Annotated in this window: 14 protein-coding genes; 10 read left to right on the top strand and 4 right to left on the bottom strand. The window is 44.9% G+C overall.

What is annotated here, in order from left to right; translation table 11 throughout:
- Window positions 1-361 precede the first annotated feature (361 nt).
- Window positions 362-1,579: a glucose-1-phosphate adenylyltransferase gene (gene glgC / locus L3V27_RS03205; protein WP_046876075.1), complete on the top strand. Its 1,218-nt coding sequence runs from the start codon at window positions 362-364 to the stop codon at window positions 1,577-1,579.
- A 97-nt stretch (window positions 1,580-1,676) separates the two neighbouring features.
- On the opposite strand, the gene L3V27_RS03200 is transcribed toward glgC, so the two are convergent.
- Together L3V27_RS03200 and L3V27_RS03195 are read right to left on the bottom strand one after the other, a co-directional pair.
- Entirely contained in the window at window positions 1,677-4,841 is a 3,165-nt protein-coding gene (locus L3V27_RS03200; RefSeq protein ID WP_237311016.1) for a glycosyl hydrolase family 18 protein, read from the bottom strand.
- A 277-nt stretch (window positions 4,842-5,118) separates the two neighbouring features.
- Entirely contained in the window at window positions 5,119-6,000 is an 882-nt protein-coding gene (locus tag L3V27_RS03195) for an AraC family transcriptional regulator (RefSeq protein ID WP_053808441.1), read from the bottom strand.
- A 206-nt stretch (window positions 6,001-6,206) separates the two neighbouring features.
- On the opposite strand from L3V27_RS03195, the gene L3V27_RS03190 reads away from it, so the two are divergent.
- The 7 genes from L3V27_RS03190 (at window position 6,207) to L3V27_RS03160 (ending at window position 12,742) form a co-directional block, all read left to right on the top strand.
- A complete protein-coding gene (locus L3V27_RS03190; protein ID WP_006742257.1) occupies window positions 6,207-7,355 on the top strand; it encodes an iron-containing alcohol dehydrogenase in 1,149 nt (382 codons plus the stop codon).
- Between the two features lie 296 nt (window positions 7,356-7,651).
- On the top strand, window positions 7,652-8,299 hold the full coding sequence (locus L3V27_RS03185) for a lysoplasmalogenase (protein ID WP_104972557.1): 648 nt from the start codon (window positions 7,652-7,654) through the stop codon (window positions 8,297-8,299).
- A gap of 170 nt (window positions 8,300-8,469) precedes the next feature.
- Window positions 8,470-9,204, top strand: a complete 735-nt coding sequence (locus L3V27_RS03180) for an amino acid ABC transporter ATP-binding protein (protein ID WP_237311014.1) — start codon at window positions 8,470-8,472, stop codon at window positions 9,202-9,204.
- Window positions 9,204-10,001, top strand: coding sequence for an amino acid ABC transporter permease (locus L3V27_RS03175; protein ID WP_237311012.1), 798 nt, complete (start codon window positions 9,204-9,206; stop codon window positions 9,999-10,001). Before L3V27_RS03180 ends, L3V27_RS03175 begins: the two co-directional genes overlap by 1 nt.
- A gap of 9 nt (window positions 10,002-10,010) precedes the next feature.
- Entirely contained in the window at window positions 10,011-10,829 is an 819-nt protein-coding gene (locus L3V27_RS03170; RefSeq protein WP_025795545.1) for a transporter substrate-binding domain-containing protein, read from the top strand.
- 81 nt (window positions 10,830-10,910) lie between these two features.
- Window positions 10,911-11,831, top strand: a complete 921-nt coding sequence (locus tag L3V27_RS03165) for an amino acid ABC transporter permease (RefSeq protein ID WP_237311011.1) — start codon at window positions 10,911-10,913, stop codon at window positions 11,829-11,831.
- A 92-nt stretch (window positions 11,832-11,923) separates the two neighbouring features.
- Window positions 11,924-12,742 (top strand): EAL domain-containing protein, encoded by an 819-nt coding sequence (locus tag L3V27_RS03160; protein ID WP_005397994.1) that lies wholly within the window; start codon window positions 11,924-11,926, stop codon window positions 12,740-12,742.
- Window positions 12,743-12,845: 103 nt separating this feature from the next.
- Here the strand turns inward: L3V27_RS03160 and L3V27_RS03155 are convergent, their stop codons facing one another.
- A complete protein-coding gene (locus L3V27_RS03155; RefSeq protein ID WP_237311009.1) occupies window positions 12,846-13,379 on the bottom strand; it encodes an RNA-binding S4 domain-containing protein in 534 nt (177 codons plus the stop codon).
- Window positions 13,380-13,605: 226 nt separating this feature from the next.
- Between L3V27_RS03155 and L3V27_RS03150 the strand changes: the two genes are divergently transcribed.
- Entirely contained in the window at window positions 13,606-14,559 is a 954-nt protein-coding gene (locus L3V27_RS03150) for an endonuclease/exonuclease/phosphatase family protein (RefSeq protein WP_237311007.1), read from the top strand.
- Window positions 14,560-14,568: 9 nt separating this feature from the next.
- Here the strand turns inward: L3V27_RS03150 and cra are convergent, their stop codons facing one another.
- Window positions 14,569-15,549 carry a catabolite repressor/activator gene (cra, locus tag L3V27_RS03145; RefSeq protein ID WP_161445010.1) on the bottom strand — a complete coding sequence of 327 codons (981 nt, stop codon included), beginning with the start codon at window positions 15,547-15,549 and terminating at the stop codon, window positions 14,569-14,571.
- A gap of 374 nt (window positions 15,550-15,923) precedes the next feature.
- Between cra and fruB the strand changes: the two genes are divergently transcribed.
- Window positions 15,924-17,057 carry a fused PTS fructose transporter subunit IIA/HPr protein gene (fruB, locus tag L3V27_RS03140; protein ID WP_237311006.1) on the top strand — a complete coding sequence of 378 codons (1,134 nt, stop codon included), beginning with the start codon at window positions 15,924-15,926 and terminating at the stop codon, window positions 17,055-17,057.
- Window positions 17,058-17,061 lie beyond the last annotated feature (4 nt).

Here is a 17,061-nt window from a genome sequence, read left to right as displayed (position 1 = left end):
AGTGGTTTACTTCTATATCCACTCACTTTGAACAGACGAAGAGGCGTGCTTGATTATCTTTATCTCACTGTTTTATCCTCACTTTACATTGTAAATCCATACTTATTTTCTCCCCTTCCCTATAATCTTGCGCCAATTTGATGCACGGCCTACTTAGCACTTCACTAATGTGGTGCAATTACCTTGCGATGAACTTTTAACCCCTTTGATTTTTAAAGAGATATTCTATGGCTCGAATCTTGTACTAAAGTTTGCAGTAGTAAACACATCAGCACATGCACTTTCAAAACCTCTGCGCTGTACACCACTTCCTCCTGGTTAGCACCGTTTTGATGCATGCAAAAAAGGGAAAGGGAATAATATGGAAGACGCACTCGCCGTAATTTTAGCTGGAGGGATGGGGTCTAGACTCAGCCCACTCACCGATGATAGAACCAAGCCAGCAGTACCTTTTGGCGGAAAGTATAGAATTATAGATTTCACACTAACCAACTGTTTACACTCAGGTTTACGTAAAATCCTTGTTTTGACCCAATACAAGTCTCATTCACTTCAAAAACACTTGCGAGATGGTTGGTCAATATTCAATCCAGAGCTTGGCGAGTACATTACTGCGGTTCCACCTCAAATGCGCAAAGGTGGTGCATGGTATGAAGGAACCGCTGATGCGATTTATCACAACATGTGGTTACTATCGCGCAATGACGCGAAGTATGTGGTTGTGTTATCCGGCGATCATATCTATCGAATGGACTACGCCGCAATGCTTGAAGAGCATAAAGAGAAAGGTGCTAAGCTCACCGTTGCCTGTATGGATGTTCCCGTAGAGGATGCTTCAGCATTCGGGGTAATGGGCACCGCAGAAAACGGGCTAGTTACTTCATTTATAGAAAAACCAGAATGCCCACCTACCCTTCCAGGAAGTAAAACCAGAAGCCTCGTTTCCATGGGGATTTATATCTTTGATATGGATGTTTTAAAAGAAGCACTCGAAGACGACTCAAAACTCGATTCATCAAGCCATGACTTCGGAAAAGACATCATACCTAAGCTGATTGATACGGAATCCGTTTATGCTTATCAATTTTGTGGCAGTAAAGGGCGCGTTGATAAAGATTGCTACTGGCGCGACGTGGGTACCATTGATTCCTTCTATGAAGCGAATATGGATCTGCTAGAGCCTGTACCACCAATGAACCTATATCAATCCAATTGGGCGATTCGTACTTACGAGCCGCAGTTTCCACCAGCTCGTACCGTATCGTCAGCCACGGGCAATGAAGGTATTTTTATTAACTCCATCATTGCTACCGGTGTCATCAATTCTGGAGGCTCAGTACAGCATTCCATCATTTCCTCTAACGTACGTATTCAAGACAGTGCAACGGTTGTCGATTCCATCATTTTTGATGACGTAGAGGTCGGTGAAGGAAGTCAGCTGGTCAACTGCATAGTTGATAAACATGTTCGTATTCCGCCACATACTCAAATTGGCATCAACAAACTAGATGATGCGAAGCGATTTAAAATCTCAGACAAAGGTATTGTCGTCATACCCGAAAGTTATCAATTCGATTAAACGACAAACCATCGCAACAAAAAAGCGCACGATCATCATCGTGCGCTTTTGTTTAAGAGCCTATTAACGTTAGGCTATAACAGTTAATCAAAAACGATTAGATGTTACATACCGTTGACCAACTACCATCTGTGCCCGGCTCAGCCGCTGTCCACCAGTTCGCTTGGTAAACCACACCGTTGTGGATGATCTTATCACCTTGGTTAGCGTGGCTTGGGTTACCAGCCCAATCCGTTTGTGGTAGAGCTGGGTATGTCACTAAACCTGTCGTATCACACGTACCTGGTTCAGTAGTACCACCATCACCCGAGCCTGCATTTAGGTCGCCAATTGGTAGTTCTGGCTGTTCAAACTTGAACGCAAACTCTTTACCACCAGAAATCACTGAGTAGTTAGCCGGACCAGAGATTGGTAGGTAGTAAACCATATCAAGCTCGTAAGTACCGCCCGCAGGTAAATCTTTCCAAGCAGGTAGAGAGAACGATACGCGGTGCATTACGCCATCTAAGCCACCGATGTTGTTTGCACGAGTATGTCCAGAAGCAATGACTTTCAAACCGCCACCTGATTGATCTTTCGCGTTATCAGGAGCTGATACTGGGATATCAAACTGGAATTCAGTACCACCAGGGATCGCTTGACCAGTGTTGTTCGTAAACGTGATCTTCGGATTAATTGGGTAGTTTTGGTCGCCAACCTTAAAGCCGCCAACGCTGACTGCAATGTCTACCGCTTCTGTTGGTGTTGGACCCGTCGCGACTTTATTGCCGTAAGGTGTTGCAGACTTAAACTTGTCGTAGATAGCTTTGGTCATAGTGTTACCCATGTGGTACTCACCATTACCAGCTGCACAAGCTTGTTCAGTTGCATCTACTGCCGTACGATTACCATTTGCATCCAGTACGTAACAGTTGTAGTCGCCTGCCAGTTCCCAGAACATAATACCGCCGATTTCTTTATCGATAACGTAATCAGCTTTCACTTCGATAGAAGCTTTATCTTCCGTAGATAGGAACACGCTCTTCTCTGCGTTCCACAACCAAGGCGCTACCGCAACGCTATCGTAATGACGAGTATATGTACCAACAAACTTATCCGAAGGATCGTTAACTGGATCAAGACCGTAAGCGGCTGCGTAAGAGCCCCAGATACCATTTTCTAGGTTCTTCGCATGCCACATTGGGTTAGAGCCAGCGCCCATTTCGTTGCCTTTAGGGTCGGTATCGTGCCACATGTTGTCGATACCAATAGCACCGTGACCACAGTTGTTCTTCTCACCCTCACCGGTACCTGGTTGACACTCAGCTTGGTTTGGCAGTGCTGCTCGGCCCCACAGACCATTTTCACCACCAGTAACACCTTGCCAACCACGGGTGTAGTAAGGAACACCGATGTTGATACGACCTGCTGGCATAGAGCCACGGAAATAGTGGTAAGCCCAGTCTGTGTTCAAGTAACCGATACCACCGTATGCAGCAGTGCCGTATACGTTCCACTGGGCTAGCTCCGAGTCTTTACCTGTATCGAATAATGCTGCGTTGTGACCAACGTGATCATTCCAAGCCCCATGCAAGTCGTAAGACATGATGTTTACGTAGTCTAGGTACTTAGTTACATCGAAGGTTTCCATACCACGCAGTAGGTAACCTGAAGATGGTGCTGCGATAGTCAGCATATAATGAATGCCATCTTGCGCGGATGCGGCGTCAAGTTTCTCACGCAATACTTTCATCAGCTCTTGGTAAGACGCCCATAGATACTGACGACGCGGTTCCATGAAGTCTTTGTCGTAAGGGTTACCAGCACCAGCCATTGATGTCGGGTATTCATAGTCGATATCCAGGCCATCGAACTTGTACTGACGCATCATTTCAACGGCTGAAGTTGCGAACTTCTCGATGCCTGCATGGTTAATAGAACCATCCGCATTCGTCGTCATAGTGTAGAAGCCACCATCAGCCACACGATCGCCATTCGTATCGAAGTGACCGCCCGTTTCAGCCCAACCACCGATAGAGATTAGCGTTTTAACATCATGTTTTTGCTTGTAAGTCGCTAGCGCACCAAAGTGACCTTTAAAGCCAAGAGCAGGGTCTACCTCAACGCCAGGCCAAGTTTTACCCGTAGCAGGGTTGTTAGGGTCATTAACGTCACCAACGTTTACTTTACCATCAGAACCAATGCTCACAAACGCGTAGTTGATGTGAGTAAGTTGCTCCCAAGGAATATCTTTAACAAGGTAAGTAGATTGAGGGTCCTCACCTGCGCGCCAGCTAGTAAAGTAACCAATAACACGACGTGGGTGATCGGCACCCATTTTCTCGCGACCTTCTTCGTCATAAATAGAACAGTAAGGGACGTCTACACCCGTTGTTTGATACAAGCCATCAGGACGACAGTTAGATGTCACCGCGCCACCGTTTACCGTTAACGTAGCAAGTGCAGAATCTGCTGTTGCTCCAGCATCATCGGTTGCTCTCGCATAAACACTTAGCGAACCAGCTTGTGAAGGCATTACATCAAGCGTGTATGGTGCAGTTGTTGCGGTGCCAGCAAGGACGCCCGCCACATAGAAATCAACTTTAGCAACGGTGCCATCCGCATCTGCGGCATTCGCAGTCAGTGTGACGGAGCCACCCAAGTCAATAGAAGTCGCAGAAAGCGCAACATCCACTGTCGGCGCTTCGTTACCAGGTTGTGCTGGTGCCACAGTTAACGTCACAGCACTTGCTGTGCTCACTGCACCTGCATCATCATACGCCTTAGTAGAGAATTCGTGCTGGCCTTCAGTCGCTGTCCATGACGCAGCATAAGGCGCAGACGTTGCCTGACCAACTAATACGCCATCAACAAAGAATTCTACTTTGCTAACAGTACCATCGGTATCAGCTGCATCTGCAGCTAGGTTAACAATATCCCCCGCAGTCACAGAAGCCGACGCAGAAGGCGATGTCAGAGTAACAGTCGGGACTTCATTCTGAGGTGGATCAACCGGCCCAGTGCCATCACATGCGCCAAGTGTTTCCCACTCGCCCCACTCACCAGATTGCGCTGGGTTACTGTTTTGCGTCCAGTAACGTGCTTTGTAAGCATTACCTTCATGTTGAACTTGGTCACCACCGTTATAAACTTTTGATGATTGCCAAGTTTCTAGAGGGGCACAGTCAACCGCTGCGTAGCTATTGAAGGCCATAAGACAAGAAGCGGTGAGAGTGCTTAGTGTGAACACGCTTTTCACTGCGTTGCCGTTTTTAAGGTGCATAATCGCTCTTCCTTAAGTTATTGTTAAAACAATACTAAATGCGCTAAACAAAGCGCACTTATACTTTTATTTCGACGTAAAATAACTTAAGTACAAGTTGGTGATTTCACACTATCTATTTACGAGTTTTCCACACCGCCTCGCAACAATCCACTAAATGCTTGCAACAACGTACCTATTATTTGGCACCAGTAACTAATTTTATAAATCAAATAAATATGTCACTCGCAAATTAATAAAAAAGGCAAAAAAAGTCGTTATTTTGAAATAAAGATCACTAAGCCTTTGTTGACCTTGGCGTTTCATTAAAATGTCGCTTGTACTCACGACTAAACTGTGATGGGCTCGTGTACCCGACCAGTCTCGCGGCATCGTTGACACGTCGCCCCTCCAACTGGATCAACTCGCGCGCTTTATTAAGTCGAACTTTCTTAATGTATTGCAACGGAGATTCAAGCGTGACATTGCGAAATGCTTGATGGAAAGCAGACACACTCATGTTGGCTTCTTCAGCCAATGTTTGTACGCTCAACTGTTCATGATACGCTTGATGAACACGATTCAATGCTTTGGCCACTCTAGCGTAAGAGCCTTCTTGGTGTGCTAAGTCAAATAAAACATACCCTTCTTTGCTTACCAAAGTGCGATAAACAATTTCCTCAAGAAGTAGATCACCGAGCATGACAACATCTAGCTCATTACACAACGCGCTCATTAGTCGCTTGCATGCATCCAGCATACCTTCGCTCATGCGTACCGATTTAAGGCCGCAACGGGTAGCGTCCAGACACTTATTACTGAATTTCTCAGCCTCAAGTTTTTTAACGAGCTTATGAAGAAGCGTTGGCGAAATATCTATCGAGATGCCAAGTAAAGGCTCATTGTTTGTCGCAAACGCTTCGCACTCCAGGGGCATGGGAACTCCTACGACAAGGTAATCATCGGGCCCATATTGGACAGGTGTATCACCGATATGAATGTTCTTATGTCCTTGACCTAAAACAATAATGCCAGACTGATAGACAAACGGTTGGCGATGATTTCCTTTGCTACTGCGATAAAACCATACGCCATCTATTGCGGTTTTCTTCATACCTTCTAAGTCATGCAGTCCCTGCTTTTCAACATATTGCTGCATGATATCTGCGAGAGTGTGCATTAGAGCGCTCCATCAATGACCAACGAGTTTGGTCTCTATTATCATTTCGAGCACTATACTTCCTCTCGACTTTAACTTTCTAGCTCAAAAGCATCAATTTTGTAGAAATAGGCAAAATATTTGCAGAAATCGACCTGTTAACGAACGTTAATCAGGACTAATATGCACGTATTCAATCTCCTTTACTGGAAGCAAGAGGGCTAATAATGAACTTTTCTTATGTAAACCCAACCAAGATTTTCTTTGGTCAAAAACAAATCGCTGCAATCAAAGAAGCTATCCCATCCGACCAAAAAGTTTTAGTGGTATACGGCGGTGGCTCAATTAAAAAAAATGGCGTGTACGACCAAGTCTCAGAAGCACTAGAGGGACATGAATGGCTAGAGTTTTCAGGTGTTGAACCCAACCCAACTAAAGAAACACTCGATAAAGCGGTCGCAATGGTAAAAGAACATGGTGTTGACTTTATTCTTGCTGTAGGTGGTGGTTCAGTCATTGATGGCTCGAAATACGTAGCAGCAGCATCTAAGTATGATGGTGATGGTTGGGATATCATGATTGGTAAACACCAAGTCACTGAAGCGACGCCTCTAGCTGCAATTTTGACACTGCCAGCAACAGGCTCAGAGTCAAACATGGGCGCAGTCATCACTAAAAAAGAAACTCAAGACAAACTTCCGTTCATGTCTCCAGCAGTACAGCCTAAATTTGCTGTGTTAGACCCGGATGTAATGAAAACATTGCCAGAACGCCAGCTTATCAACGGCATTGTTGACGCATGGGTGCACGTATGTGAGCAATACTTGACGCTTCCTACCGGCGCAATGGTTCAAGATGGTTATGCAGAAACACTGCTGAAAACCTTAAAAACACTCGGAGAACAGTTTGCCGAGCGAGACGACGATATGTGGCGCGCAAACTTAATGTGGTCTGCTAACCAAGCATTGAACGGGTTAATTGGTAGTGGCGTTCCACAAGACTGGGCGACACATATGATCGGCCATGAATTAACGGCTCTATGGGGCGTCGATCATGCACGTTCTCTTGCAATCGTCCAACCATCGCTACTTCGCAACCAAATGCAATTTAAACGTCCTAAGCTAGAGCAAATGGGTCGCAACGTATTTGGACTTGAAGCTGGAGACGACCTTGCTGAACGTACCATCGAAGCGATCGAAGCGTTTTATCATCAACTTGATGTCGCAACTAAGCTAGAAAACTATGGTGAAAGTCGTGAACAAGCGATCGATGCCATCATCGAACAACTCAACAAACACGGAATGACCGTTCTCGGTGAAAACCAAGCGATTACTCTTGAACGTAGTCGTGAAATTTTAGAACTCGCTGTTGCCTAACAGCAAAAACAGTTCACTGCCCTTTCTAGGGTTTAACGGTATTGTGACTTAACGGTCACAATACCGTTTTTTTATGCTATTTTGTAAGCTTCATCACGTTCAAATTCGGGAACTCCTCAAAATAACGATTAATCCCTACAAACTCATTGATCGTGTAGGTCAGTAAAGAGACAACTGTCTAGCTTTACACAAACAAAAATAAAATTGAATTCAAAGGTCTAACTTACTCATTTAATGGACCTTTTATTTGTTGTAGTTATTCACTACATTAGCTTGTCTGTTCGAGAATCCATTTTATGTGGCTAGTTGTTGTCGTATTAGCATTCATACATATCATCAGTATCCGTAAAGGTCCTAAGTGGGTCTTCTACGTATCCAAACCATTACCAGTGCTCTGTATGTTAGGGATTTTAATCCAGTCTCCTGCCTATCATATGCCATACACGCATTGGATTTTGGTTGGCTTATCGCTCTCGTTGCTTGGTGATCTACTATTAATGCTCCCTAGAGATAAGTTTATTACCGGATTAGTGCTCTTCTGCTCTGCCCATCTTTCCTATAGCTACGGTTTTACCATCATGTCCGCTTGGCATTTTACGCCTTGGCTCCCTATTGCTTTATTTGGACTCGGTGTATGTTTCTATTGGTTGTTTCGACCGGACCTTGGTCAAGAAAAGCTCCCGGTTGCCAGCTACATATTGGTATTGATGACCATGTGTTGGGCTGCTATCGAGTATTATTTGAGTGGAAAAACACAATCGTCCTCATTTGCAGTGCTCGGAAGCTTTATCTTCATCGTTTCTGGTACCGTCTTAGCTTTTGAACGCTTCGGGGGACGATCCGTATTTTCGCGACAAGTCGTCATGGTGACCTACTATTCCGCACAAACATTGATGGTGATGTCTGTTGTTGCCATCGTTGTTCGTTATCCGTATCTCAGTTGAACTGACTTATTAGTAATAGCCTCTGTGTCTAATTCCTAAAACATTACTTTATCAAACACTAAAGTGAGCAGGTTCTTAATTTTAGAACCTGAATATAAGCTTGTTCTTAATGAAATAATGCGCACAACTTGCTATTGTAGAAGGATATTTTTCCTTTATAGCGTGCCCCTTTGAAACAGAACACTCCCGTCGTTGAATTTAGCAACGTAAACAAGTGGTATGGCGATTACCACGCTCTAAAAGATATCAACTTCTCCGTGCATTCTGGCGAGATCGTCGTTGTGTGTGGCCCTTCTGGTTCAGGAAAATCAACGCTCATTCGTTGCATCAACCATCTTGAATCGATTCAAGAAGGCCAACTTTACGTGTTCGACCAGCCTTCTCATGCAAAATCTCTCAAGCCCGGTAAAATCGGCATGGTGTTCCAGCACTTCCACCTTTTTCCTCATTTGACTGTACTGGAAAACCTCACCTTAGCGCCGATTCGCACACTCAAATTGTCAAAACAAAAAGCTGAAAAACGCGCACGACATTACCTAAAGCGAGTCAACATTGAAGAGCAAGCGAGTAAATACCCTATCCAGCTTTCTGGCGGTCAGCAGCAACGCGTCGCGATCGCCCGCTCCTTATGCATGGAACCGGACTTACTCCTCTTTGACGAACCAACTTCGGCACTTGATCCGGAAATGATCAATGAAGTGTTGGATGTCATGGTTGAGCTGGCACAAAGCGGAATGACGATGATTTGCGTCACGCACGAAATGGGATTTGCCAAAAAAGTAGCGAACCGCGTGGTATTTATGGATGAAGGCCAAATCGTGGAAATGAACTCACCGATCGCCTTATTTGAAACACCACAGCATCCACGAACCCAAGCATTTTTGAACCAAATTTTAAGTTACTGATGATAGTTCGCGTAATCAAACCTGTGCTTCAAGCTTTACTACAAATGACGCTCCTCTTCATCGCGATTGTGTGGGTGTTAGACTCTGGTGCCGATGCTATGGGCTATCAATGGCAATGGGAACGCGTACCTGATTACATCGCTTTTTATGAAGATGGCGATTGGTGGCCCGCCGAACTTATCGATGGGCTATTGGTCACGCTTAACATCTCGGCCATTAGTCTATTCTTCACCTTAGTGTTGGGGTTGGTCACCGCATTACTAAGGCTTAGCGATTCGAAAGTCGGCAATGTTATTGGCACCACTTATGTCGAGGTAATACGTAACACGCCGTTGTTGGTGCAAATCTATTTGCTCTACTTCGTGTTTGGCCCCGTGATTGGTTTGGACCGATTCAGCACCGCCGTTTTGGCTTTATCCCTTTTCCAAGGTGCTTACACTGCAGAAATACTCCGTGCAGGTTTAAACAGTATTCCTAAAGGGCAATTCGAAGCAGCACAAACTCTCGGGCTGTCGCCGTTTTACACCTACAAAGACGTGATTTTGCCTCAGGTTTTACAGCGCACATTACCGCCATTAACCAATGAAGTGGTTTCTTTGATCAAAAACTCTTCCATTGTAAGCGTGATGGCGATTTTTGATTTAACAACACAGGCACGCAACATCGTCTCTGAGACGGCGATGCCGTTTGAAATTTGGTTTACCGTGGCAGCAATTTATCTTGCTCTCACTCTATCACTTTCTGGCTTGTCTGCATGGCTTGAACACAAACTCGGAGCCAGTTGGCGCAAATTATAAGGAGATAACATGAAGTTATTCAAAGCGACCATTACTGCATTATTAGGGCTAGCCATCGCTATGCCTACAATCGCGAAAGAAGATGTTGCCACACCCAATGTAGATCAAATCAAAGAACGAGGCACTTTGCGCGTTGGTATGTCAACATTTGTCCCTTGGGCAATGCGCAACAAGCAAGGTGAGTTAATCGGTTTTGAAATCGATGTTGCCAAACGCTTAGCAGAAGATTCAGGTTTGAAAGTGGAATTTGTACCGACCGCGTGGGATGGCATTATTCCCGCACTACTGGCGAAAAAGTTCGACGTGATCATCGGTGGCATGTCGGTCACGCCCGAGCGTTCCAAAAGCGTGTTGTTTACTGAACCCTATTCACACTCCGGTGTTCAAGTAGCAGCAAATAAAGAGCTGGCTTCTGGTTTTAGCGAATTTTCGGATTTTGACTCACGACGCGTAAAAATTGCGGCTCGGCGCGGCGCATTCACCGTTCAAGTCGCCAGAGAAACCTTCCCGAAAGCGAAGATTCTGCAATTTGATGACGATGCGCAAGCGTTCCAAGAGGTGCTGAATGGTAACGCCCACGCGGTCATTGCTTCTAGCCCAAAACCAGAACATGAGACAGTGAAACACAGCGACAAGCTATTCCTTCCATTCTCTGAACGACTATCAAAAGGTAACGAAGCCTTTGCGGTTCGCTTAGGGGAGGAAGATAAAAAAGCCTTTTTCAATAAATGGATTGAAGAAAGAACCCAAGATGGATGGTTAAAACAGCGTTATGAATACTGGTTCTCGACATTAGATTGGCAAGATCAAGTCGCGCAAGGCCAGTAATCTAAAAGGCTCGTGGTCTTCGCGAGCCTATACTTTCCAATCATCCATTTTACTTTTTCATCATCTATCGGAGTCAAATTTTTGGGCGAACAAACCACCACTCGCACAGTACCCACTAATTCCAACACAGGTTCCTTTCTATCGCGGTTAAACACGCTAGATTGGGTACTGCTTATTATCTGTGGTATTGGTGGCGTTTGGCTGTACCATCGCTCCACTGTTGGTGTACATTATTTGTGGCAGTGGAAAGAGGCGTTTGAACTACTTTTTACGCCAAGAGCCGATGGTGGTTTGCCCTACTTCTTCCAAGGTTTGATTTCGACGTTAAGGCTCAGTATTTGGGGCATCAGCTTCGCGTTAGTGCTTGGCACGTTGCTAGGCTTAGCACGCTTCTCTCGCTCCGTTTGGTTGCGCACACCTGCAAACACATTTATCCAGTTGGTAAGAAACATCCCACCGTTGGTTTTTGTTTTTATTTTCTACTTTTTCATTTCTAACCAGTTGATCCCGTTACTCGGTTTGGAAGATATTCTACGAAACTATAACGGCGAACCAAATGCGCTACAGAGCTTTCTTTTTGGGCCTTATAACCTTTGGGAAAATCTTGCCTCTGGCGTGTTATGCGTCGGCCTACTCTCTTCTGCCTACGTTGCAGAAGTGGTGCGTGCAGGTTTACAAAGTATCGACCAAGGACAGTGGGAGGCGGCAGATTCATTGGGCTTGTCTCGGTGGGTGAAATACCGATTCGTTATCGCGCCACAGGTGCTTAAAGCAATAACACCTGCACTTGCCGGTCAAACTATCTCTTTGGTGAAAGACACCTCTATCGTTTCGCTAATTTCTATACAAGAAATGACTTTCGTTGGGACAGAGATGGCAAACTCATCAGGATATATCTTTGAAATTTGGCTGATTGTCGGCCTTGCTTACTTTTTGATTTGTTTCGGGTTGTCACTTATTTTTCGCTACATTGAAGCAAAATCGGAATCCATTTCAAATTAACTCAACCGTATATGTAATTAGACACATTTGAATCTTCAAATCAGAATTGCATCCTGTTACATTGAAAAGATGCTAAATTTTCGGCGTTTTTCATGGAGTTAAAGAATCAATCGGACTACGAGCGATACATTAAGCAAGATAATCTTGGTGAATATTACGTAGTTCTCAATCAATTCACTTTTCACAGTGTTTATCAGCCGATTTTTGATAAGCACCAGCGTATTATTGGAATGGAAGCTCTACTGCGAATTCGTGGCATTGATGGTTCGTTAATTCGTCCTGATGTATTTCTGGCCAACAATGGCCTCGATCCCTACTTTCGATTGTGTGTTGAGTTTTTATCCAGAGCAATGCACATTCGAAATTTTGCACGCTGTTTCGCAGGAACGCCTATCAAACTGTTTCTCAATGTCATGCCTCAAACCCTACTCACCCTAACCAAAGACATGGGCTTTAAAGACAACGGCCTGCTTTACAAGCGCCTTTCCGACCTTGGTATGAGCCCATCAGACGTGGTGTTTGAAGTAGTCGAAGAGTCCTGCGGTGATACTGATTTACTGATCAAAGCCGTGCAGTTAATGAGAGCGAATGGCTTTATCTTTGCTATCGATGATTTTGGCGCTCAACATTCTGATATCGCACGTGTTCAGCAGCTCTGCCCTGACATCATAAAAATCGATCGCTCTTATCTACTTGATTACTGCGCCGGAGAAACCTTTTCCATACATAGCGCCGTTGAGCTCGCGGCTCATATGGGAGCAAAAGTGATCATAGAAGGGGTAGAAGAAGACGTGCAGCTGCAAGCGATGTATCAACTTGATTTGGATTATTACCAAGGCTTTTACTTAGGTAAGCCTTGCGCCATTCATCACTGGACCGATAGCCTAAACATTGAGACGACAGTGCATTGACACTGCCCCCTTACGATTCAGTAAAACCAAAAAAGCGCCGATATATACTCGGCGCTTTTGGTTTTTTCTTGGCGATGATCTGCCTAGCTAGGTATTAATTTGCTTAGAAAAAGTCAATAGAGTTACGTCCGCTCTTCGGATCACGAGTCGCTTGCGGCTTTTCAGCTTTCTTACCTTTCTTCGCCGATTGCGACAGCGCGTTTTGTTGTGCTTTACGCTCTTTATGCGCTGCTTTTCGGCCTGTTGACTTAGGTCCAGAGCCTTTAGCTGGCTTGCTTTGGCGAGATTTCTCTTTACGTACAGATTGCGCTTCTTTCTTCGCTTTCTTTTCCGCTTTTTGCTCTGCCGTTTCAGGTTCAGTTACTGGCGCATCGCAAACCACAACATAATATTCCTGGTTAAACTCAAAAAAGTCACCATCATACATCTTGCGGCGCTTACGTGTTTCTAGCTCACCATTCACCGCGACGTAACCTTCTTCGATGATATGCTTTGCTTCGCCGCCACCGCTGACCAAGTTCGCGATTTTAAAAAGCTTGTACAGTTCGATCGGATGCGCATCAACATCGATGCCAATCGCTTCGATCTCAATCTCTTCGCCTTCTAAATACTCTTCGTGGTCGTAATCTTGGGTCATGTTACTTACTCTTACTATTTGATGCCCTGAAGTTTAAACGCAATGCTTAAAAATAGAAACCTCTGCCGATGCTCAATCACCGATTAGCCTTGGCATTTGAGTACCTCTTCACCCATTTAACTTGCTGCTCGTTAGCTTGTATGTCGAGGCTTGGTTCAAACGAAGCTGCAATTACGCAGTCTGAAGGTATATACTCTTCAAGTTATTGTTGAAAAGAGCGAATACTTTGTCTCAACCAAGCAGAATTACCTTTGTCACGGCTAACTTGTTTAATTTTGTCGCACCTCCTGATGCCTACTATGATTTCGAAAACATCTACTCGTTAGAGCAATGGCAAGACAAACTTGCTTGGACGCAACGCCAAATTGAAAAACTCGAAGCTGACGTGATTGGCTTACAAGAGGTGTTCAGTATTGAGCAAACTCGCGCATTCTTTTCAACCTTCGGCTACCCCTACTTTGCGACCGTTGACACCCCACATGTTGAGGATGAGTACATTTACTCAAGCCCTGTTGTGGCAATCGCATCTCGGTTTCCAATAGAAAAAGTACAAGCGGTAGAGTTTGACTTAGCAACGCTTGAGCCTTTTGGAGTAAGTGTTGCTCCAGAGTTCAGTCGCAAACCTATCTATGCCCAAGTCATACATCCTGTACTCGGTCATGTCGCCGTTTACGTGACGCACCTAAAATCTCAACGCCCAGCCGACTCAGAACAACCAGAAACGTCTAGCACGATTATTGGGCGCTGGTTATCCACCCAGCAAAGAGGTTGGGAAGCTGCGATGTTAAGAGACGCGATGCAAAAAAGGTATAGAAAGGAGCCAATGCCAACGGTGTTAATGGGTGATATGAATCAACCTATCACACCAACCAGTGTTAATAGCGCATTGGTATCCAATGCTGGTGACAGCGTCACTGAACTGCAACTCAAAGATGGATGGTCATTACAAAGTGACGCTCTGAAGGATGAACGCCCCGCTACGCATTATCATTTTTCCACTGGGAATGTGCTCGACTATATCTTGCTCTCTCAAGAGTTTGACACCTTATCAGATATATCGGTTGCCGAGATTGTTGACTATCAGGTGTCTAACCAACATCTGATCAACCCGATTTATGACAGAGATAAAAACGCCAGCGACCACGCATTTGTGGCGCTGACGGCTGAAGTAAAGCTTTGAGTAACCTGTTTAGTGACGTTTAACAATTTTACGTGGAATCAACTCAACACCCGGTTTATAACGTTTGGCGGAAGCGTTGAGTGCTAACTCCATTGCACTGTCCGCGATCAACTCAAATTGTTGAGGTAAAGAGTTGATTTTCACTGGCAAGAAGTCCAACAGTCGATTATCACCAAACGTCGCTAGGCGAACTTTGCTCATGAGTTCTGGCTTTTCGAGCATCACATCCAACACACCTTCTAACAGTGTGTATGACGTTGTGACAATGGCATCTGGCAGCTCGTTCTCTGCTAGCCATCTCTCTAAGACTTTCTTGCCTTCTTCTCGGGAGAAGTGTTGTCCATAACCCACTGTTGCCGTTTTGCCACCTTGTTGAGAAGCGGATAGAAAACCGAGCTCACGCTCTTTTGAAACTTGAAGGTCTTGCAACGCTCCAATCAAGCCTATGGACTTTATATCCTCGGACAGCACTGACTGAGTGAGTTCAAGTGCGGCGTCAAAATCTTCGCTGATGACACAACAAAAGTGCTCATCATCCATTGGACGGTCTAGCGCGATAACTGGCGTACCAGAATTTTGCAACTTAAGATAATACTCGTTTGCAGTGGGCATACCACTTGCCACAAACAACGCATCAATGCGACGACTGACTAATGCTTCCGCCACCTTTTGCTCTGTATCAGGATCATCATCAGAGCAGCCAATCAAAATTTGGTACCCCGCTTTCCGGGAGTTCTGCTCTATCAGCTTTGCAAGACGCGCATAACTGGTGTTCTCTAAGTCTGGGATGATAAGCCCAAATGAGCGTGAATTACCTGCCCGCAAGGAAGACGCCGCATGATCTGGCTTATAATTGTACTCATCTACAACGGCCATCACCTTTTTCTGAGTCTTCTCGCTGATACGGTATTTCTGCGCTTTTCCGTTAATCACATAGCTTGCAGTTGTCTTAGAAACACCCGCTAATTTGGCTATTTCATCCAGTGTCATATTCTAAACCTTATTCTGTGCGCGCGATCATATTAATACATCAACGATCTTTCGATAAGTTGAATTATAAGCTGAACCGATTCAGTATAAAAGCTGAAAGGATTCAGCAAAACTTAAAAATTGACGTAAATCACCTGAATACACAACAAACCAATTTGTAGGCTAGGCTATAGGACAGCGCCAAAGACTCATTTGTTAACGTCAGTTTTTAAAACAGTTTTTCTGAGTCTTTTAAAAAATTTACCAACAAGCTGAATCGATTTAGCTTGAAAGATAGAAAGGTTTGAGGAGTGATAAGCGCTCAGCAGAAGCAGCGTTCAACTTCTCACACAGAATACATTTTTAAATTGATACCTTAAGGCTGGAGAAGCACCATGCTTAAGCTAAATAAGAACGACATTACCCTCTCGCAATCAGCGACAGATAAGTTTGAAGCAATAAAGAGTATTGCTCATAGCCTGACTGATAAAGGCCTAGTTGAGCAAGGTTACGTTGAAGGCATGCTAAACCGTGAAAACCAAAACTCTACGTTTTTGGGGAACGGTATTGCCATACCGCACGGTACAACCGACACTCGCTCAATGGTGAAAACAACGGGTGTTGCTGTGCATCACTTTCCACAAGGTGTCGACTGGGGCGATGGTAACACGGTTTTCGTCGCTATCGGCATTGCAGCTAAATCTGATGAGCACCTTGGCATTCTTAAACAGCTAACGAAAGTGCTAGGCGCTGACGGCGTAGAAGAACGCCTACGTAATGCAAAAAATGAAGACGAGATTATTGCCCTGCTTCACGGTGATGTTCAGCTTGAAGCAGACTTTGACGCCTCTTTAATTCAACTTATGTTCCCTGCGAGCGATATGCTACAAATGAGTGCTGTTGCTGGTGGTCTTTTGAAAAACACGGGCTGTGCTGATAACGAGTTCGTCGCAGATCTCGTTACCAAAACACCAACTCACTTAGGTAATGGCCTTTGGTTAATTGGCAGTGACAAACATGTAACTCGCACAGGCGTGTCATTTGTCTCGACGGCAAACGACTGCGAATATGAAGGTCAAAAAGTGCGTGCACTTGTCGCGTTTGCGGCATGTAACAATGCTCACCAGCCTATCCTAAAAACGCTTTCTAATATCGTGTTTAACAATGAGCACGGCAAGCTTTTAGATGCATCAGTAGAACAGATTCTTGCTTTGTTTAAAGGTGAAGAAGTCACAGCCGCATCCTCAGAAGAAGGCAATACCGCTGTATTTAAAATCAAAAACTCTCATGGTTTACATGCTCGTCCGGGTGCAATGTTAGTGGCGGAAGCGAAAAAATTTGAATCCACTATTCGCGTTGCCAACCTAGACGGTGATGGCAAAACAGTAAACGCGAAGAGCCTAATGAAAGTCATTGCGCTTGGCGTTAAGCACGGTCATCAACTTCAATTTACTGCGGAAGGCCCTGATGCACCGCAAGCCTTGGAGTCTATCGGGAATGCTATCGCTTCTGGCCTTGGTGAAGGTTAAGGAG

Source organism: Vibrio sp. J2-3(2022) (genome assembly GCF_021725735.1).
GTDB lineage: Bacteria > Pseudomonadota > Gammaproteobacteria > Enterobacterales > Vibrionaceae > Vibrio > Vibrio diabolicus.
The sequence above is the reverse complement of the archived record's forward strand: the minus strand, read 5'-3'. Positions and strand labels throughout refer to the sequence as shown.